This window comes from Enterobacter cloacae complex sp. 342H5 (genome assembly GCF_050030905.1).
Classification (GTDB): domain Bacteria; phylum Pseudomonadota; class Gammaproteobacteria; order Enterobacterales; family Enterobacteriaceae; genus Enterobacter; species Enterobacter intestinihominis.
This window is the reverse complement of the sequence record NZ_JBLGVB010000001.1, coordinates 4,223,510-4,243,100: the sequence shown is the minus strand read 5'-3', so window position 1 is coordinate 4,243,100 and position 19,591 is coordinate 4,223,510. Positions and strand designations below refer to the sequence as shown.

At 57.9% G+C, this 19,591-nt stretch carries 17 protein-coding genes; 14 read left to right on the top strand and 3 right to left on the bottom strand.

Annotated elements, in window-relative coordinates; all coding sequences use genetic code 11:
- The first annotated feature begins 238 nt into the window (after nucleotides 1–238).
- The 5 genes from ugpB (at nucleotide 239) to ugpQ (ending at nucleotide 5,196) form a co-directional block, all read left to right on the top strand.
- Entirely contained in the window at nucleotides 239–1,555 is a 1,317-nt protein-coding gene (ugpB, locus tag ACQG03_RS20320; protein ID WP_032626829.1) for a sn-glycerol-3-phosphate ABC transporter substrate-binding protein UgpB, read from the top strand.
- A 102-nt stretch (nucleotides 1,556–1,657) separates the two neighbouring features.
- Nucleotides 1,658–2,545, top strand: a complete 888-nt coding sequence (gene ugpA / locus ACQG03_RS20315) for a sn-glycerol-3-phosphate ABC transporter permease UgpA (protein ID WP_022649658.1) — start codon at nucleotides 1,658–1,660, stop codon at nucleotides 2,543–2,545.
- Entirely contained in the window at nucleotides 2,542–3,387 is an 846-nt protein-coding gene (ugpE, locus tag ACQG03_RS20310; protein ID WP_022649657.1) for a sn-glycerol-3-phosphate ABC transporter permease UgpE, read from the top strand. Before ugpA ends, ugpE begins: the two co-directional genes overlap by 4 nt.
- Nucleotide 3,388: 1 nt before the next feature.
- Nucleotides 3,389–4,459, top strand: a complete 1,071-nt coding sequence (locus tag ACQG03_RS20305) for a sn-glycerol-3-phosphate import ATP-binding protein UgpC (protein ID WP_022649656.1) — start codon at nucleotides 3,389–3,391, stop codon at nucleotides 4,457–4,459.
- Nucleotides 4,456–5,196, top strand: coding sequence for a glycerophosphodiester phosphodiesterase (gene ugpQ / locus ACQG03_RS20300; protein WP_063163687.1), 741 nt, complete (start codon nucleotides 4,456–4,458; stop codon nucleotides 5,194–5,196). Before ACQG03_RS20305 ends, ugpQ begins: the two co-directional genes overlap by 4 nt.
- On the opposite strand, the gene ACQG03_RS20295 is transcribed toward ugpQ, so the two are convergent.
- On the bottom strand, nucleotides 5,186–5,557 hold the full coding sequence (locus ACQG03_RS20295) for a DUF2756 family protein (RefSeq protein ID WP_063163686.1): 372 nt from the start codon (nucleotides 5,555–5,557) through the stop codon (nucleotides 5,186–5,188). The genes ugpQ and ACQG03_RS20295 overlap by 11 nt on opposite strands.
- Before the next feature lie 122 nt (nucleotides 5,558–5,679).
- Between ACQG03_RS20295 and ggt the strand changes: the two genes are divergently transcribed.
- Complete coding sequence (gene ggt / locus ACQG03_RS20290) at nucleotides 5,680–7,425, top strand: gamma-glutamyltransferase (protein ID WP_074148396.1); 1,746 nt, start codon at nucleotides 5,680–5,682, stop codon at nucleotides 7,423–7,425.
- Nucleotides 7,426–7,525: 100 nt separating this feature from the next.
- Here ggt and yhhY read toward each other — a convergent pair whose 3' ends face one another.
- Nucleotides 7,526–8,014, bottom strand: a complete 489-nt coding sequence (gene yhhY, locus ACQG03_RS20285; protein ID WP_058677297.1) for an N-acetyltransferase — start codon at nucleotides 8,012–8,014, stop codon at nucleotides 7,526–7,528.
- Between the two features lie 257 nt (nucleotides 8,015–8,271).
- On the opposite strand from yhhY, the gene ACQG03_RS20280 reads away from it, so the two are divergent.
- From ACQG03_RS20280 to gntU, 5 genes are all read left to right on the top strand, one after another.
- On the top strand, nucleotides 8,272–9,309 hold the full coding sequence (locus tag ACQG03_RS20280) for an oxidoreductase (protein WP_022649651.1): 1,038 nt from the start codon (nucleotides 8,272–8,274) through the stop codon (nucleotides 9,307–9,309).
- A gap of 123 nt (nucleotides 9,310–9,432) precedes the next feature.
- The gene (locus tag ACQG03_RS20275) at nucleotides 9,433–10,128 is read left to right on the top strand and encodes a pirin family protein (RefSeq protein WP_003861565.1); all 696 of its coding nucleotides are present in this window, start codon (nucleotides 9,433–9,435) and stop codon (nucleotides 10,126–10,128) included.
- A 91-nt stretch (nucleotides 10,129–10,219) separates the two neighbouring features.
- The gene (gntR, locus tag ACQG03_RS20270; RefSeq protein WP_003861567.1) at nucleotides 10,220–11,215 is read left to right on the top strand and encodes a gluconate operon transcriptional repressor GntR; all 996 of its coding nucleotides are present in this window, start codon (nucleotides 10,220–10,222) and stop codon (nucleotides 11,213–11,215) included.
- Between the two features lie 126 nt (nucleotides 11,216–11,341).
- Nucleotides 11,342–11,869: a gluconokinase gene (gene gntK, locus ACQG03_RS20265; RefSeq protein ID WP_003861569.1), complete on the top strand. Its 528-nt coding sequence runs from the start codon at nucleotides 11,342–11,344 to the stop codon at nucleotides 11,867–11,869.
- A gap of 3 nt (nucleotides 11,870–11,872) precedes the next feature.
- Nucleotides 11,873–13,213, top strand: a complete 1,341-nt coding sequence (gntU, locus tag ACQG03_RS20260; protein WP_017693851.1) for a gluconate transporter — start codon at nucleotides 11,873–11,875, stop codon at nucleotides 13,211–13,213.
- Between the two features lie 105 nt (nucleotides 13,214–13,318).
- On the opposite strand, the gene yhgN is transcribed toward gntU, so the two are convergent.
- A complete protein-coding gene (gene yhgN / locus ACQG03_RS20255) occupies nucleotides 13,319–13,912 on the bottom strand; it encodes an NAAT family transporter YhgN (RefSeq protein ID WP_003861574.1) in 594 nt (197 codons plus the stop codon).
- Between the two features lie 177 nt (nucleotides 13,913–14,089).
- On the opposite strand from yhgN, the gene asd reads away from it, so the two are divergent.
- The 3 genes from asd to glgX all read left to right on the top strand — a co-directional run bounded on the left by asd (nucleotide 14,090) and on the right by glgX (nucleotide 19,589).
- Nucleotides 14,090–15,193 carry an aspartate-semialdehyde dehydrogenase gene (asd, locus tag ACQG03_RS20250; RefSeq protein ID WP_022649649.1) on the top strand — a complete coding sequence of 368 codons (1,104 nt, stop codon included), beginning with the start codon at nucleotides 14,090–14,092 and terminating at the stop codon, nucleotides 15,191–15,193.
- A gap of 239 nt (nucleotides 15,194–15,432) precedes the next feature.
- Nucleotides 15,433–17,619, top strand: coding sequence for a 1,4-alpha-glucan branching enzyme (gene glgB, locus ACQG03_RS20245; RefSeq protein WP_063163684.1), 2,187 nt, complete (start codon nucleotides 15,433–15,435; stop codon nucleotides 17,617–17,619).
- Nucleotides 17,616–19,589 carry a glycogen debranching protein GlgX gene (gene glgX / locus ACQG03_RS20240; protein WP_063163683.1) on the top strand — a complete coding sequence of 658 codons (1,974 nt, stop codon included), beginning with the start codon at nucleotides 17,616–17,618 and terminating at the stop codon, nucleotides 19,587–19,589. Before glgB ends, glgX begins: the two co-directional genes overlap by 4 nt.
- The last annotated feature ends 2 nt before the right edge of the window (nucleotides 19,590–19,591 follow it).

Genomic DNA, 19,591 nt, shown 5'->3' with positions numbered 1-19,591 from the left:
CAAGGGAGAGGGGACCGATCGCTTTTCTCCCTCTCCCTGTGGGAGAGGGGCGGGGTGAGGGCACCAGACCGCACCCAACCACACCCCAACCCCCTTCACACAACCATCATCCCTCTGACGCCTGGCTGTCACCTATCTGTAAACAAACAGTTATTTTTCTGTCATTTGAGCATGTCATGTTACCTCGCGAGCACAAAACGCGTGATATCGCGCATCCGGCATAATAAGAGAGATGACAATGACATCGTTACGACACACAGCTTTGGGTCTGGCAATCGGTCTGGCTTTTGCGGCGAACGCAATGGCTGTGACCACCATTCCGTTCTGGCATTCTATGGAAGGGGAGTTGGGTAAAGAGGTTGACTCCCTGGCGCAACGTTTCAACGACACCCACCCGGATTACAAAATTGTGCCGGTGTACAAAGGCAACTACGAGCAGAGCCTGAGCGCGGGCATCGCCGCCTTCCGTACCGGCAACGCGCCAGCCCTGTTACAGGTTTATGAAGTCGGCACCGCGACCATGATGGCCTCCAAAGCCATCAAGCCGGTCTATGAAGTGTTCAAAGACGCGGGCATCAACTTTGACGAATCCCAGTTTGTGCCGACCGTCTCCGGTTACTACACCGATTCCAAAACCGGCCACCTGCTGTCTCAGCCGTTTAACAGCTCCACGCCGGTGCTGTACTACAACAAAGATGCCTTCAAAAAAGCCGGTTTAGATCCGGAACAGCCGCCAAAAACCTGGCAGGATCTGGCGGAGTACACCGCGAAGCTGAAAGCGGCGGGGATGAAGTGCGGCTACGCCAGCGGCTGGCAGGGCTGGATCCAGATTGAAAACTTCAGCGCCTGGCACGGCCTGCCGGTTGCCACCAAAAACAACGGCTTCGATGGCACCGACGCGGTTCTGGAATTTAACAAGCCGGAGCAGGTGAAGCACATCGCGCTGCTGGCCGATCTGAACAAGAAGGGCGACTTCAGCTATTTCGGGCGCAAAGACGAATCCACCGAGAAGTTCTACAACGGTGACTGCGCCATTACTACCGCGTCTTCCGGTTCGCTGGCGGACATCCGTCACTACGCCAAATTCAACTACGGCGTGGGCATGATGCCGTACGACGCTGATGTAAAAGGCGCGCCGCAGAACGCCATCATCGGCGGGGCGAGCCTGTGGGTGATGCAGGGTAAAGACAACGGCACCTACAAAGGCGTGGCCGAGTTCCTCGACTTCCTGGCGAAGCCGGAAAACGCCGCCGAGTGGCACCAGAAGACCGGCTACCTGCCGATCACCAAAGCCGCGTACGACCTGACCCGGGAGCAGGGCTTCTACAGCAAGAACCCGGGCGCGGACATCGCGACGCGTCAGATGCTGAACAAGCCGCCGTTGCCGTTCACCAAAGGCCTGCGTCTGGGCAACATGCCGCAGATCCGCACCATCGTTGATGAAGAGCTGGAAAGCGTCTGGACCGGGAAGAAAACGCCACAGCAGGCGCTGGATTCAGCGGTAGAGCGCGGCAACCAACTGTTACGCCGCTTTGAGCAGTCGACCAAATCGTAAAAAAATGCCCGGTGGCGCTGCGCTTACCGGGCCTACGACGTACCACATGTAGGCCGGGTAAGGCGTAGCCGCCACCCGGCATTGTTCAGGAACCTAATCTCAATGTCCTCATCCCGTCCGGTGTTCCGTTCCCGCTGGCTGCCGTACCTGCTGGTCGCGCCGCAGCTGGTCATCACCGTTATCTTCTTTATCTGGCCTGCGGGCGAAGCGCTGTGGTACTCGGTACAAAGCGTCGATCCGTTCGGGCTTTCCAGCCAGTTTGTCGGGCTGGACAACTTTACCGCGCTGTTCCATGACAGCTACTACCTGGACTCCTTCTGGACGACGATCAAATTCAGCGCGCTGGTCACCGTCAGCGGTCTTGTCGCGTCGCTGTTCTTCGCCGCGCTGGTGGATTACGTAGTGCGCGGCAGCCGTTTGTATCAGACCCTGATGCTGCTGCCTTACGCTGTGGCTCCCGCCGTGGCCGCCGTGCTGTGGATCTTCCTGTTTAACCCGGGGCGCGGGCTGATTACCCACTTCCTGGGCGAGTTTGGCTATGACTGGAACCACGCCCAGAACAGCGGTCAGGCCATGTTCCTGGTGGTGTTCGCCTCGGTGTGGAAGCAGATCAGCTACAACTTCCTGTTTTTCTTCGCCGCGCTACAGTCTATCCCGCGTTCGCTGGTGGAGGCCGCCGCGATTGACGGCGCAGGGCCCGTTCGTCGCTTCTTCAAACTGTCGCTGCCGCTGATCGCCCCGGTGAGTTTCTTCCTGCTGGTGGTAAACCTGGTGTACGCCTTCTTCGACACCTTCCCGGTGATCGACGCCGCCACTGCGGGCGGTCCGGTACAGGCGACGACCACGCTGATTTATAAAATTTACCGCGAAGGCTTTGCCGGGCTTGATCTCTCTGCCTCTGCCGCCCAGTCCGTGGTGCTGATGTTCCTCGTCATCATCCTCACGGTGGTGCAGTTCCGCTATGTCGAAAGTAAGGTGCGCTACCAATGATTGAGAACCGTCGCGGGCTGACGATTTTCAGCCATACCCTGCTGATCCTGGGCATCCTCGTCATCCTGTTTCCACTGTACGTGGCCTTCGTCGCCGCCACGCTGGACACCAAAGCGGTGTTCGACACGCCGATGACGCTCGTCCCCGGCGGGCATCTTTTCGAGAACATGAAAACTATCTGGACCCAGGGCGTGGGGGCCAACAGCGCGCCGTTCTGGCTGATGATGCTCAACAGTTTCATCATGGCGTTCGGCATCACCATCGGCAAAATCACGGTGTCGATGCTTTCGGCCTTCGCCATCGTCTGGTTCCGCTTTCCGCTGCGTAACCTGTTTTTCTGGATGATTTTCATCACTCTGATGCTGCCTGTGGAGGTGCGTATCTTCCCGACGGTGGAGGTGATCGCCAACCTGAAGATGCTCGACAGCTACGCGGGCTTAACCCTGCCGCTGATGGCCTCGGCGACCGCCACCTTCCTGTTCCGCCAGTTCTTTATGACCCTGCCGGATGAGCTGATTGAAGCCGCGCGTATTGACGGCGCCTCGCCGATGCGCTTCTTCCGCGACATCGTGCTGCCGCTGTCGAAAACCAACCTTGCGGCGCTGTTTGTGATCACCTTTATCTACGGCTGGAACCAGTACCTGTGGCCGCTGCTGATCGTTCAGGACGTCAACCTCGGCACCGCCGTGGCAGGCATCAAAGGCATGATCGCCACCGGCGAAGGCACCACCCTCTGGAACCAGGTAATGGCGGCGATGCTGCTCACCCTTATCCCCCCGGTCGTTATCGTTTTAGCCATGCAGCGTGCGTTTGTGCGTGGTTTAGTGGACAGTGAGAAATAAGATGGCAGGTTTAAAATTACAGGCAGTAACCAAAAGCTGGGACGGCAAAACCCAGGTCATTCAGCCGCTGACGCTCGACGTGGCGGACGGGGAATTTATCGTCATGGTCGGTCCGTCCGGCTGTGGGAAATCCACGCTGCTGCGCATGGTGGCGGGGCTGGAACGCGTGACGTCCGGGGATATCTGGATTGACCGCCAGCGCGTTACCGAGATGGAACCCAAAGATCGTGGCATCGCGATGGTGTTCCAGAACTACGCCCTCTATCCGCACATGAGCGTGGAAGAGAACATGGCCTGGGGGCTGAAAATTCGCGGCATGGGCAAAGGCCATATCGAGGAGCGCGTGAAAGAAGCCGCGCGCATTCTGGAGCTGGACGGCCTGCTCAAGCGTCGCCCGCGTGAGCTTTCCGGCGGCCAGCGTCAGCGCGTGGCGATGGGGCGCGCCATCGTGCGCGACCCGGCGGTCTTTCTGTTCGACGAACCGCTGTCAAACCTCGACGCCAAGCTGCGCGTGCAGATGCGCCTTGAGCTACAGCAGCTGCATCGCCGCCTGAAAACCACGTCCCTCTACGTGACCCACGATCAGGTAGAGGCCATGACTCTCGCCCAGCGCGTGATGGTGATGAACAAAGGCATCGCCGAGCAGATTGGCACCCCGGTGGAAGTCTACGAAAAACCGGCCAGCCGTTTTGTGGCGAGCTTTATCGGCAGCCCGGCGATGAACCTGCTGGACGGGCGGATCAATGCTGCAGGAACCCATTTTGAGCTGGAAAGCGGGATGGCGTTGCCGATCAACTGGTACTATCGTGGCTACGCCGGGCGTAAGATGACGCTCGGTATCCGCCCGGAGCATATTGGTTTGACGTCTCAGGCGGACGGCGGCGTGCCGCTGGTGATGGACACGCTGGAGATGCTGGGCGCAGACAACCTGGCGCACGGACGCTGGGGCGAACAAAAGCTGGTGGTGCGCCTGCCGCATCAGGAGCGCCCGAAGGCAGGCAGCACGCTGTGGCTGCATATGCCGGAAAATCACCTGCACTTATTTGACGGTGAAACAGGACAACGAGTATGAGCAACTGGCCTTACCCCCACATTGTCGCCCACCGTGGCGGCGGTAAACTGGCGCCGGAAAACACCCTGGCGGCAATTGACGCTGGCGCGCGCTACGGCCACACGATGATCGAGTTCGATGCCAAGCTGTCGAAGGACGGCGAAATTTTCCTGCTGCATGACGACAACCTTGAACGCACCAGCAACGGCTGGGGCGTGGCGGGCGAACTGCCGTGGCGCGATCTGCTGAAGGTGGATGCCGGAAGCTGGTTCAGCGGGGAATTCAAAGGTGAACCGCTGCCGCTGCTGGCGGAAGTGGCGGACCGCTGCCGCCAGCACGGCATGATGGCCAACATCGAAATCAAACCGACCACCGGCACCGGGCCGCTGACGGGCAAAGTCATCGCGCTGGCCGCGCGTGAGCTGTGGGAAGGGATGACGGTACCGCTGCTGTCGTCGTTTGACATCGACGCGCTGGAAGCGGCACAGGCGGCCGTACCAGAGCTGCCGCGCGGGCTGCTGCTGGATGAGTGGCGAGAAGACTGGCGCGCGCTGACTGCCCGCTTAGCTTGCGTGTCGATCCACCTCAACCATAAGCTGCTGGATGAAGCGCGCGTGACGCTGTTGAAAGAGGCCGGTCTGCATATCCTGGTCTACACCGTCAACAAACCCCAGCGTGCAGCCGAGCTGCTGCGCTGGGGCGTGGACAGCATCTGTACCGATGCGATTGACCAGATCGGGCCGAACTTTATTTATTAAGCACACTGCCGTTCTGCTGGGTCGGCAGCATATGCTGCTGACCGCTGCTTTGCGACATCCCGCCCCCTAACATCCCACCGTTTGAGTTTGACAGCGGCTGCTCGCGCATCTGGCCCTGCTGCACGCGCTGGGTATTAGCGTTCATCTGGTTTTGCAGGTGCTGCTGCTGCACCTGGGTCTGCGTCTTTAACTGCTGATTAAGCATCCCTTTCTGCTGCTGTTGCTGGCTCATCATCTCCGTCTGCATACGCTGCTGGCTCGGAATGACATAGCCCTGCTGGTTCGGGTTGTTCAGCGTGTTTATCGGCTGTGCGAGCGCGGCGAACGGAAGCAGCGCGATCAGGATCGGTAATCGTTTCATGGTTATCTCCTCCTTTGAGGCTTCTCTTAAGTTTATCCTGATTCCGACATAACGATGATTTTTTAAGAGTTGTGAACCAGGCTTAAGCGGGGAATATAGGCCCCTTCACCTGGAGAACAATAATGATGAAACCAACCTTTTTGCGCTGGGTCGCCATCGCTGCGCTGATGGCAGGCGGCACATTTACCGTGGCGGCCAACCCGCCCGCCGCTCCTCCGGTCTCTTACGGCGTGGAGGAGGATGTTTTTCATCCCGTGCGGGCGACGCATGGCATGGTGGCCTCGGTTGACGCGCTGGCAACTCAGGTGGGCGTCGATATTCTTAAACAGGGCGGTAACGCGGTGGATGCGGCGGTCGCGGTCGGGTACGCGCTGGCGGTGACGCATCCACAGGCGGGGAACCTGGGCGGCGGCGGGTTTATGATGCTGCGCACGAAAGACGGTAAAACTACGGCCATCGACTTCCGTGAGATGGCACCGAATCAGGCCTCCCGCGATATGTTCCTCGACGATCAGGGCAATCCGGACAGTAAAAAATCCCTGACCTCGCACCTTGCCTCCGGCACGCCGGGCACCGTTGCGGGGTTCTCGCTGGCGCTGGAAAAATACGGCACGCTGCCGCTGAATAAAGTGGTACAGCCTGCCATCAGGCTGGCGCGCGACGGCTTCGTCGTCAACGACGCGCTGGCGGACGACCTCAAAACCTACGGCAGCGAAGTTATTCCCAATCATGAAAACAGCAAGGCTATCTTCTGGAAAGACGGCGAGCCGCTGAAAAAGGGCGATAAGCTGGTGCAGAAGAACCTCGCAAAAAGTCTCGAACTGATTGCCGAAAACGGTCCGGACTCCTTCTATAAGGGGCCGATTGCCGATCAGATTGCTGATGAGATGCAGAAGAACGGCGGGCTGATCACCAAAGCGGATCTGGCGGAATATAAGGCGGTGGAGCGCGAGCCGATCAGCGGCACCTATCGCGGCTACGAGGTCTTCTCTATGCCGCCGCCGTCCTCCGGGGGCATTCACATTGTGCAGATCCTCAATATTCTGGAAAACTTCGATATGCACAAGTTCGGCTTCGGTAGTGCCGATGCCATGCAGGTGATGGCGGAGGCGGAAAAGCGCGCCTACGCGGACCGCTCGGAATATCTTGGCGATCCGGATTTCGTGAAGGTGCCGTGGCAGGCGCTGACCAACAAAGCCTATGCCAAATCGATTGCCGATGAGATCGACATCAACAAGGCTAAACCGTCCAGCGAGATCCGCCCGGGCAAGCTGGCGCCGTATGAAAGTAACCAGACCACCCACTTCTCGGTCGTGGACAAAGACGGAAACGCGGTGGCGGTGACATACACGCTCAACACCACCTTTGGCACCGGGATTGTGGCGGGCAACAGCGGTATTTTGCTGAACAACGAGATGGATGATTTCTCGGCCAAGCCGGGCGTGCCGAACGTCTACGGGCTGGTCGGCGGCGATGCAAATGCGGTCGGGCCGAAGAAGCGCCCGCTGTCGTCCATGTCGCCCACCATCGTGGTGAAAGACGGCAAAACCTGGCTGGTGACCGGCAGCCCGGGCGGGAGCCGGATTATCACCACCGTGTTGCAAATGGTAGTGAACAGCATCGACTTTGGGATGAACGTCGCCGAAGCGACCAATGCGCCGCGTTTCCATCACCAGTGGCTGCCGGACGAGTTGCGCGTGGAGAAGGGGTTTAGCCCGGATACCCTCAAGCTGCTTGAGCAGCGCGGGCAGAAGGTGGCGGTGAAGGAGGCGATGGGCAGCACCCAGAGCATTATGGTCGGGCCGGACGGTGCCCTGTTTGGCGCGTCGGACCCACGGTCGGTGGATGATTTAACGGCGGGGTATTGAGGGCTCCCCTCACCCTAACCCTCTCCCCATAGGGGAGAGGGGATTGCACGGTGCGGTCTTTTCTCCCTCGCCCCTTCGGGGAGAGGGTCGGGGTGAGGGGTTACTTCATACGCGCCATATAATACGCATCCACGTACTCGCCGTTGCGCAGGGCGTAGCGCCTGCCGGTGCCTTCAATCTCAAACCCGTGCTTTTTGTACACCGCGATTGCCGGTTCGTTATCGACAAACACCGTTAACTCGATACGGTCGACGCGCAGCCAGTTGTCGCACATATCAATCATGGTGCGTATCAGCGCGCTGGCCACGCCGCGGTTATGCCACTGTACGCCAACGCAGATACCGAAATCGGCAACGTGGCTGCGGCGCGGACGCTGGGCTACGGCAATGCACAGATGCCCGGCGACGGTATCATCAATACAGGCGACAAGCTGCTTGATACCGGGCTGATCGGTTAGCCGGTCATGCCACATCTGCTCTGAGGGATGAGGAACCTGTAGCGTGTTGTGGTACACCTCCGGCTGGGCGTGGATCTGACGAATGGCGTCGTAATCTTTCGGTTCAGCGTGGCGTATCACTATCTCACTCATTCCTTGTTCCTCAGTCAGTTAAAAGTCCCTTCCAACATCAGTGACTTTAAAAGTTGAGTCAATCGCTATTTTTTGCAAAAAGTGTTGGACAAGTGCGAATGAGAATGATTATTATTGCTCTGCATTCAGGAAGACCTCCTACGGGAACCTGAAAGCACGACATTGCTCACATTGCTTCCAGTATTACTTTAGCCAGCTTCTCGCTGGCTTTTTTTTTGTTATGGTTAGACTCAGTAACCTTCCAAAAGGACTGAGCCATGACACTACATTGTGCATTTATTGGATTTGGCAAAAGCACCACGCGTTACCACCTTCCGTATGTTCTTAACCGAAAAGAGACCTGGCACGTGGCCCATATCTATCGCCGCCGCGCGAAGCCAGAAGAGCAGTCTCCGCAGTATTCCCATATTCATTTCACCAGCGATCTTGATGAAGTGTTAAATGATCCGCAGGTGAAGCTGGTGGTGGTCTGTACCCACGCCGACAGCCACTTTGACTACGCGAAACGCGCGCTGGAAGCGGGTAAAAACGTGCTGGTGGAAAAACCGTTCACCCCGACCATCGCCGAAGCGAAGGAACTCTTTGCGCTGGCGAAAAGCAAAGGCCTGACCGTCACGCCGTACCAGAACCGTCGCTTTGACAGCTGCTTCCTGACGGCAAAAAAGGCAATCGAAAGCGGCAAGCTCGGCGAGATCGTTGAAATCGAAAGCCACTTCGATTACTACCGCCCTGTGGCAGAAACCAAACCCGGCCTGCCGCAGGACGGTTCGTTCTACGGTCTGGGCGTACACACCATGGACCAGATCATCTCCCTGTTTGGCCGCCCGGACCACGTGGCGTACGACATCCGCAGCCTGCGCAATAAGGCCAATCCGGACGATACCTTCGAAGCACAGCTGTTCTACGGCGATCTCAAAGCCATCGTCAAAACCAGCCATCTGGTGAAAATCGACTACCCGAAATTTATCGTTCACGGCAAGAAAGGCTCCTTTATCAAGTACGGCATTGACCAGCAGGAGACCAGCCTGAAGGCCAACATCATGCCGGGCGAACCGGGCTTTGCGGCAGATGATTCCGTGGGCGTGCTGGAGTACGTGAACGACGAGGGCCTGACGGTCAGGGAAGAGCTGAAGCCGGAAACGGGCGATTATGGACGCGTCTACGATGCGCTGTATGAAACCCTCTCCAGCGGCACGCCGAATTATGTCAAGGAATCTGACGTTCTGACGAACCTGGAAATCCTTGAACGGGCCTTCGAACAGGCTTCCCCTGCCACGGTAACCCTCGCCAGATAAGCAAAAATGGCTCCTTTGCGCTTGTTCTAAATTTTTGAACAGAGGAGTCAATTTTCACCCTCTATGATCCCTGAGCGTTTGCGTCCACACTTACTCCATCGAAACGAACTGAGGGTGAAAACAATGATCTACTTACGCAAAGCAAACGAACGTGGTCACGCGAATCATGGCTGGCTGGACTCATGGCATTCATTCTCGTTTGCCGACTACTACGACCCGAACTTCATGGGCTTCTCCGCGCTGCGCGTCATCAACGACGACGTGATTGATGCAGGCCAGGGCTTCGGTACCCACCCGCACAAGGACATGGAAATCCTGACCTATGTGCTTGAAGGGGCGGTTGAGCACCAGGACAGCATGGGCAATAAAGAGCAGGTTCCGGCGGGCGAGTTCCAGATTATGAGCGCGGGGACCGGGGTGCGTCACTCTGAGTACAACCCGAGCAAAACGGAAAAACTGCACCTGTATCAAATCTGGATCATTCCAGAAGAGACCGGCATCACGCCACGCTACGAACAGCGCCGCTTCGATGCGAAACAGGGTAAACAGCTGGTGCTCTCCCCGGACGCGCGTGAAGGTTCCCTGAAAGTGCATCAGGATATGGAGCTGTACCGCTGGGCGCTGGCGAAAGACGAGCAGTCCGTGCACCAGATTGCCGCCAACCGCCGCGTGTGGATCCAGGTGGTGAAAGGCGAGGTGTCCATCAACGGCACCAAAGCCACCACCGCCGATGGCCTGGCAGTCTGGGATGAGCAGGCGCTCTCCGTGCATGCCGACAGCGAAAGTGAAATTCTGCTGTTTGATCTGCCGCCGGTCTAAATAATTTCTCAACCTTCCCTTTAAACGGGGAAGGTTGAGCTTTGTCCGTGATAAACTGAGCAAATCTCTCACTTCAAGATTTCTCAGGACGATGAAAAAGAAACGCCCCGTACTTCAGGATGTCGCCGATCGCGTCGGTGTGACCAAAATGACGGTCAGCCGTTTTTTACGTAACCCGGAGCAGGTTTCCGTGGCGTTGCGTGGCAAGATTGCCGCCGCCCTTGATGAACTGGGTTATATCCCCAACCGCGCGCCCGATATTCTCTCTAATGCGACCAGCCGTGCGGTGGGCGTCCTGCTTCCTTCCTTAACCAACCAGGTTTTCGCTGAAGTGCTGCGTGGCATCGAAAGCGTGACCGATGCCTTTGGTTATCAGACCATGCTCGCCCACTATGGGTACAAGCCGGAACTGGAAGAGGAACGTCTTGAATCGATGCTTTCCTGGAACATCGACGGCCTGATTTTAACGGAACGTACTCACACCCCGCGCACGCTGAAAATGATTGAAGTGGCAGGCATTCCGGTGGTGGAGCTGATGGACAGCCAGTCGCCGTGCCTCGACATCGCCGTGGGGTTCGATAACTTTGAAGCGGCGCGTCAGATGACGGCGGCGATCATCGCCCGCGGTCATCGCCATGTGGCCTATCTGGGTGCGCGTCTGGATGAACGTACTATCATCAAACAGAAGGGATACGAGCAGGCGATGCTCGACGCCGGTTTAACCCCGTACAGCGTGATGGTGGAGCAATCTTCCTCTTATACGTCGGGTATTGAGCTGATGCGTCAGGCGCGACGCGAGTATCCGCAACTGGACGGTATTTTCTGTACCAACGATGACCTTGCGGTCGGCGCCGCGTTTGAATGTCAGCGTCTGGGTTTAAAAATCCCGGATGATATGGCGATTGCCGGCTTCCACGGCCACGATATTGGCCAGGTGATGGAGCCGCGTCTGGCAAGCGTCCTGACCCCGCGTGAACGCATGGGCCGCATTGGTGCAGAACGCCTGCTGGCGCGCATTCGTGGTGAGGCAGTTACCCCTAAAATGTTAGATTTAGGTTTCACCTTGTCACCGGGTGGATCTATTTAATCCGACAAATTTGAAGTAGCTCACACTTATTCACTTCACGCACGTTTGGATATTGCTTCTCTTATGCCCCGGCAGGACAATGTTACCGATAACTGTTACCCGTAACAATTGACTGAGGGACACCCTTTGAGCACGACTAATCACGATCACCACGTTTACGTCCTGATGGGCGTGTCCGGTAGCGGTAAATCTGCCGTGGCGAGCGAAGTGGCGCATCAACTCCAGGCTGCGTTTCTTGATGGTGACTTCCTCCATCCGCGCAGCAACATCATGAAAATGGCTTCCGGCGAGCCGCTGAATGACGACGACCGCAAACCCTGGTTGCAGGCGCTGAATGATGCCGCGTTCGCGATGCAGCGCACCAATAAAGTCTCCCTGATAGTCTGTTCCGCGCTGAAAAAAACCTATCGCGACCTGCTGCGCGATGGCAACCCGAACCTCTCTTTCATCTACCTGAAAGGCGATTTCGGGGTAATTGAAAGCCGCCTGAAGGCGCGTAAAGGCCACTTCTTCAAAACCCAGATGCTGGTAACGCAGTTCGAAGCGTTGCAGGAGCCGGGGGCTGACGAACAGGATGTCTTAGTGGTTGATATCGATCAGCCGCTGGAAGGTGTTGTTGCCAGCACCATCGAGGTTATTAATAAAAGGCAGTAAGTTTTGAGTACATTAACGCTAGTTTTGACAGCAGTGGGTTCCGTATTGCTGCTGCTGTTTTTAGTGATGAAGGCACGTATGCACGCCTTCGTTGCTTTGATGGTGGTTTCTATTGGTGCCGGTCTCTTTTCCGGAATGCCGCTCGACAAAATTGCGGCGACGATGGAAAAAGGGATGGGCGGCACGCTCGGCTTCCTGGCCATCGTAGTCGCGCTCGGCGCGATGTTTGGCAAGATTTTGCACGAGACGGGCGCGGTCGATCAGATTGCCGTCAAGATGCTGAAATCCTTCGGACACAGCCGTGCGCACTACGCGATTGGTCTGGCTGGTCTGATTTGCGCGCTGCCGCTGTTCTTTGAAGTGGCGGTGGTGCTGCTGATTAGCGTGGCGTTCTCCATGGCACGCCATACCGGTACCAACCTCGTGAAGCTGGTCATTCCGCTGTTTGCGGGCGTGGCGGCGGCGGCGGCGTTTCTGCTGCCGGGGCCTGCGCCGATGCTGCTGGCCTCCCAGATGCATGCTGACTTTGGCTGGATGATCCTGATTGGCCTGTGTGCGGCGATCCCGGGGATGATTATCGCCGGTCCGCTGTGGGGCAACTTCATTAGCCGTTACGTTGAGCTGCACATTCCGGATGACATCTCCGAGCCGCACCTGGGCGAGGGCAAAATGCCGTCCTTCGGCTTCAGTCTGTCGCTGATCCTGCTGCCGCTGGTGCTGGTGGGCCTGAAAACCATCGCTGCCCGCTTTGTGCCGGTGGGGTCAACCGCTTACGAATGGTTCGAATTTATTGGCCATCCGTTCACTGCGATCCTGGTGGCGTGTCTGGTCGCGATTTACGGGCTGGCGATGCGTCAGGGCATGCCAAAAGATCGCGTGATGGAGATATGCGGTGCCGCGCTACAACCGGCGGGGATTATTCTGCTGGTGATCGGGGCGGGCGGCGTGTTCAAGCAGGTGCTGGTGGATTCCGGCGTTGGCCCGGCGCTGGGCGAAGCGCTGACCGGGATGGGCCTGCCGATTGCGGTCACCTGCTTCGTGCTGGCCGCGGCGGTGCGTATCATTCAGGGCTCCGCGACCGTGGCGTGCTTAACCGCGGTGGGGCTGGTGATGCCGGTGATTGAACAGCTGAACTACTCCGGCGCGCAGATGGCGGCGCTCTCTATCTGTATCGCGGGCGGCTCGATTGTGGTATCTCACGTGAACGACGCAGGCTTCTGGCTGTTCGGTAAATTTACCGGCGCAACCGAAGCGCAAACCCTGAAAACCTGGACGCTGATGGAAACCATCCTTGGCACGACGGGTGCGGTTGTCGGGATGATTGCGTTTACGCTGCTGAGCTAACGAGACCGTATTTTGTCGGGTGGCGGCTTCGCCTTACCCGACCTACAAAAAAATCAGGTCCCGTAGGCCGGGTAAGCGTAAGCGCCACCCGGCTTTTTTACATCTTCACCCTTTCATCCATGCCCGGATCCCATCCAGGAACATCTGCGTCGCCATCATCACCAGAATCAGCCCCATCAGGCGCTCGAGGGCGTTCACCCCTTTCTCGCCCAGCAGGCGCAGGAACAGCGACGACTGCAACAGGATAATAAATGTCCCGCCCCAGGCGATCAGCAGGGCAATGACAAGGTGGCTCATCTGATTCGGGTACTGATGCGACAGCAGCATCAGCGTCGCCAGAATCGTTGGCCCGGCGACCAGCGGAATCGCCAGCGGCACGATAAACGGTTCTTCACCCGCAGGCAGGCCGCTGCTGCTGCCTTCCGCGCTCGGGAAAATCATCTTTATGGCAATCAGGAACAAAATGATCCCGCCGGAAATGGAGACCGTTTCGGCACGTAAGTTCAGGAAAGCGAGGATTTTTTCACCGGCGAACAGGAAGATAAACATCACCAGCAGGGCGATGAGCAGCTCGCGGATCATGATCGCCCGACGGCGCTTCGGCTCGGTGTGCTTCAGCACCGACATGAAGATCGGCAGATTACCGAGCGGATCCATAATCAGGATCAATAAAACCGCTGCGGAAATGATTTCACTCATCTTAAATTATCCCTGATACTTATTGTGGTCATTGCGATGATTAGCACTTTTTCTGATTGCCGGGCAATCATCGATTAATTTCGCTTGCGACTTTGGCAGCATTTTGTAATGTGAAGCATATACCAGTTCAATACTGGCTTGCACAATCAGCACACACCCCTTGCAGGAAAAAATGCTATGAAAAACGTTGGTTTTATCGGCTGGCGCGGTATGGTCGGCTCTGTACTCATGCAACGCATGGTTGAAGAGCGCGATTTCGACGCCATCCGCCCGGTCTTCTTCTCCACTTCCCAGCTCGGCCAGGCTGCACCGTCCTTTGGTGGTACCACAGGCACGTTGCAGGATGCTTACGATTTGGAAGCGCTGAAGGCACTCGACATTATTGTGACCTGCCAGGGCGGCGATTATACCAACGAAATTTATCCGAAGCTGCGTGAAAGCGGCTGGCAGGGCTACTGGATTGACGCGGCCTCTTCGCTGCGTATGAAAGACGATGCCATCATCATTCTCGACCCGGTTAACCAGGATGTCATCACCGACGGCCTGAACAACGGCGTGAAAACGTTTGTTGGCGGTAACTGCACCGTCAGCCTGATGCTGATGTCCCTCGGCGGCCTGTTCGCACAGGATCTGGTGGAGTGGGTCTCCGTAGCGACCTACCAGGCGGCGTCCGGCGGCGGCGCGCGACATATGCGCGAGCTGCTGACCCAGATGGGCCAGCTGCACCAGAGCGTCGCGACCGAGCTGGCAAACCCGGCGTCCGCGATCCTCGATATCGAGCGTAAAGTCACTCAGCTCACCCGCAGCGGCGAGTTGCCGGTGGATAACTTTGGCGTACCGCTGGCCGGCGGTCTGATCCCGTGGATCGACAAACAGCTGGATAACGGCCAGACCCGCGAAGAGTGGAAGGGCCAGGCTGAGACCAACAAAATCCTCGCCACCGCGAACACCATTCCGGTTGACGGTCTGTGCGTGCGTATCGGCGCGCTGCGCTGCCACAGCCAGGCTTTCACCATTAAACTGAAAAAAGATGTGTCTATTCCGACCGTGGAAGAGCTGCTGGCCGCGCACAACCCGTGGGCGAAAGTGGTGCCAAACGATCGCGATATCACCATGCGCGAACTGACCCCGGCAGCCGTTACCGGCACGCTGACCACCCCGGTTGGCCGCCTGCGCAAGCTGAACATGGGACCGGAGTACCTCTCCGCGTTCACCGTTGGCGACCAGCTTCTGTGGGGTGCCGCCGAGCCGCTGCGCCGCATGCTGCGCCAGCTGGCGTAATAATTTGTTAAACACCGGGGGTGAATGTCACCCCCTTTTTTTGCGTACTACATGGAGTAAAACGCAGATGTCTTATTTTTTATCAGGAGGGCCCACGACGTTGGCTATGCTTTAAGGAAGATTTATTTCTCACCTGAGGGTAGGGCGGAGCAGAGAGGATTAACTGCACCGTTTAGGTCACATTAAAAGTCGTCCCGGAGCGCGTAAAAAGGGCGACATAAAAAAACAGGATGAATACCATGTCCGATCGTATTTCGAGAGACGTGATTAATGCGCTTATTGCGGGTCACTTTGCCGACCCCTTTTCTGTGCTAGGGATGCACCGTACAGAGGCCGGACTGGAAGTTCGGGCGCTGTTACCGGATGCAACAGAAGTGTGGGTTATCGAACCCAAAACCGGCCGCAAGGTGGGTAATCTGGAATGCCTCGACTCGCGTGGCTTCTTCTCGGGCGTCATGCCCCGCCGTAAAAATCCTTTTCGTTATCAGCTTGCCGTTATCTGGCACGGTCAGCAAAACCTGATTGATGATCCCTATAGCTTCGGCCCGCTCTTAAAAGAGATGGACGCCTGGCTGCTGTCCGAAGGGACCCATTTACGCCCCTACGAAACGCTGGGTGCCCATGCGGATACCATGGACGGTATCACCGGCACGCGCTTTGCCGTATGGGCGCCAAACGCCCAGCGCGTCTCCGTCGTCGGGCAGTTCAACTACTGGGACGGTCGTCGTCACCCCATGCGCCTGCGCCGGGAAACCGGCATCTGGGAGCTGTTTATCCCCGGCGCGCACAACGGTCAGCTCTACAAATTCGAGATGATCGATGCCAACGGCAAGCTGCGTATTAAATCCGACCCGTACGCCTTTGAGGCCGAACTGCGCCCGAATACCGCCTCGCTGATTTGCGGCCTGCCGGAGAAGGTTGTCCAGAGCGAGGAGCGCAAGCAGGCCAACCGCTTTGATGCGCCGATCTCCGTCTATGAAGTGCATCTCGGCTCCTGGCGTCGCCACACCGATAACAACTTCTGGCTGAGCTATCGCGAGCTGGCGGACCAGCTGGTGCCGTACGCCAAATGGATGGGCTTTACCCATCTGGAGCTGCTGCCAATCAACGAACACCCGTTCGACGGTAGCTGGGGCTATCAGCCGACCGGGCTATATGCGCCTACGCGCCGCTTCGGCACGCGCGATGACTTCCGCTATTTCATTGATGCCGCGCACGCCGCCGGACTGAACGTGATCCTCGACTGGGTGCCGGGCCACTTCCCGTCGGATGATTTTGCGCTGGCAGAGTTTGACGGTACGAAGCTGTACGAGCACAGCGATCCGCGCGAAGGCTATCACCAGGACTGGAACACGCTGATCTACAACTACGGTCGCCGTGAAGTGTCAAACTACCTGGTCGGGAACGCGCTGTACTGGATCGAACGTTTCGGCATTGATGCCCTGCGCGTCGATGCGGTGGCGTCGATGATCTACCGCGACTACAGCCGCAAAGAGGGTGAGTGGATCCCAAACGAGTATGGCGGGCGTGAAAACCTCGAAGCGATTGAGTTTCTGCGCAACACCAACCGCATCATCGGCGAGCAGGTGGAAGGCGCCGTGACCATGGCTGAAGAGTCAACCGACTTCCCGGGCGTTTCCCGTCCACCGGCAATGGGCGGCCTGGGCTTCTGGTACAAGTGGAACCTCGGCTGGATGCACGACACGCTCGACTACATGAAGCTTGACCCGGTTTATCGTCAGTATCACCACGATAAGCTCACCTTCGGGCTGCTCTACAACTACACCGAAAACTTCATGCTGCCGCTGTCGCACGATGAAGTGGTACACGGCAAGAAATCCGTTCTCGACCGCATGCCGGGGGACGCGTGGCAGAAGTTTGCCAACCTGCGCGCCTATTACGGCTGGATGTTCGCCTTCCCGGGCAAAAAGCTGCTGTTTATGGGCAACGAATTTGCGCAAGGGCGCGAATGGAACCACGACACCAGCCTTGACTGGCATCTGCTGGAAGGCGCGGACAACTGGCACCACGGCGTGCAGCGTCTGGTTCGCGACCTGAACCTGACCTATCGCCACCACAAAGCGCTGCACGAGCTGGACTTCGATCCGTACGGCTTTGAGTGGCTGGTGGTGGACGACCACGAGCGCTCGGTGTTTATCTTTGTACGACGTGATAAAGCCGGTAACGAGATCATTGTTGCCAGCAACTTCACGCCGATACCGCGCGAACACTACCGCTTCGGCATAAACCAGCCGGGCAAATGGCGCGAAATCCTTAACACCGACTCCATGCACTACCACGGCAGCAACGCCGGTAACGGTGGCCTGGTACAGAGCGACGCCATCGAAAGCCACGGTCGTCCGAACTCCCTTGGCCTGACGCTGCCGCCGCTGAGCACAATCTGGCTGGTGCGGGAGGGAGAATGACGCAGCTCTCGGCAGGTAAACCCGAACCGCTCGGGGCGAGTTTTGACGGAAAGGGGGTGAACTTCACGCTCTTTTCTGCCCACGCTGAGCGGGTGGAACTCTGTGTGTTTGACGGGGAAGGTAACGAGCACCGTTACGATTTACCGGCGCGCACGGGGGATACCTGGCATGGCTACCTGCCCGGAGGACGGCCGGGGGTGCACTACGGTTTTCGCGTTCACGGCCCCTGGGAGCCCTCTCAGGGGCACTGGTTTAACCCGGCGAAACTGCTGATTGACCCATGTGCGCACCGCGTGGACGGCGAGTTTAAAGACGACCCGCTGTTCCACGTTGGCTACGGCGAACCAGACCACCGCGACAGCGCACCCGTCGCGCCCAAAAGCGTGGTGGTACACGATCTCTACGACTGGGAAGACGATGCCCCGCCGCGCACGCCGTGGGGCAACACCGTTATTTATGAAGCCCACGTCAAAGGGCTGACGTATCTGCATCCGTCAATCCCCAAAGAGATGCGCGGTACCTACAAAGCGCTTGGGCATCCGACGATGGTCGCGTACCTGAAGCACTTAGGGATCACCGCCCTGGAGCTGTTGCCCGTGGCGCATTTTGCCAGCGAGCCGCGGCTGCAGCGTCTTGGGTTAAGCAACTACTGGGGCTACAACCCGCTGGCGATGTTCGCCCTCGACCCGCGCTACGCGGTGCATCCGGAGAAGGCGCGGGATGAGTTTCGCGATGCGGTGAAGGCGCTTCACGCGGCGGGTATCGAGGTCATTCTGGACGTGGTGTTGAACCACAGTGCAGAAAGCGATCTTGATGGCCCGACGCTCTCACAGCGCGGAATCGATAACCGTAGCTATTATTGGATCAGGGACGACGGCGATTACGAGAACTGGACCGGGTGCGGTAACACCCTCAACCTCAGTCATCCGGCCGTTACGCATTACGCGTACGCGTGCCTGAAATACTGGGTTGAGACGTTCCACGTGGACGGTTTTCGTTTCGACCTGGCGCCGGTAATGGGGCGCACCCCGGCGTTCAGCCAGCAGGCGCCGCTGTTTGAGGCCATCAAAAACTGTCCGGTGCTTTCAAAGGTGAAGCTGATTGCGGAGCCCTGGGACATCGGCGAGGGCGGTTATCAGGTGGGGAACTTCCCGCCGCTGTTTGCCGAGTGGAACGACCACTTCCGCGATGCCGTCCGCCGCTTCTGGCTGACGCGCGATCTGTCGCTGGGGGAGTTTGCCGGTCGCTTTGCCGGCTCCAGCGATCTCTTTAAGCGTGACGGCAAACGTCCGTCGGCCACCATTAATCTGGTGACGGCGCACGACGGTTTTACGCTGCGCGACTGCGTTTGTTTCAATCAGAAACACAATGAGGCAAACGGCGAAGAGAATCGCGATGGGACTAACAACAACCATAGCTTTAACCATGGTATAGAAGGGTTAGGCGGAAGTCTGGATGTGATCGAGCGGCGACGCGCCAGCGTTCATGCGCTGCTGACGACGCTTTTGTTGTCGCAGGGCACGCCGATGCTGCTGGCGGGCGATGAGCACGGTCACAGCCAGCACGGCAACAACAACGCCTATTGCCAGGACAATACCCTGACCTGGCTCAACTGGGAAGAAGCGAACAGCGGGTTGACCCATTTCACCGCGGCGCTGATCCATCTTCGCCAGCACATCCCCGCGCTCACCGCCGACTGCTGGTGGGAAGAGGGCGACGGCAACGTTCGCTGGCTGAATAAAGACGCGCAACCGTTAAGCGCGCAAGAGTGGCAACACGGCATACCCTGTCTGCAAATCCTGCTTTCGGATGCGTGGCTGGTGACGCTGAACGCGACGGATAACGTCGCAGAGATTGTTTTACCTGACGGGGAATGGCGAGCCATTCCTCCCTTTGCCGGAGCGGATAATCCGGTTGTTATGGCTGTCTGGCACGGGCCTGCGCACGGAGTGTGCGTATTCCAAAGATGATA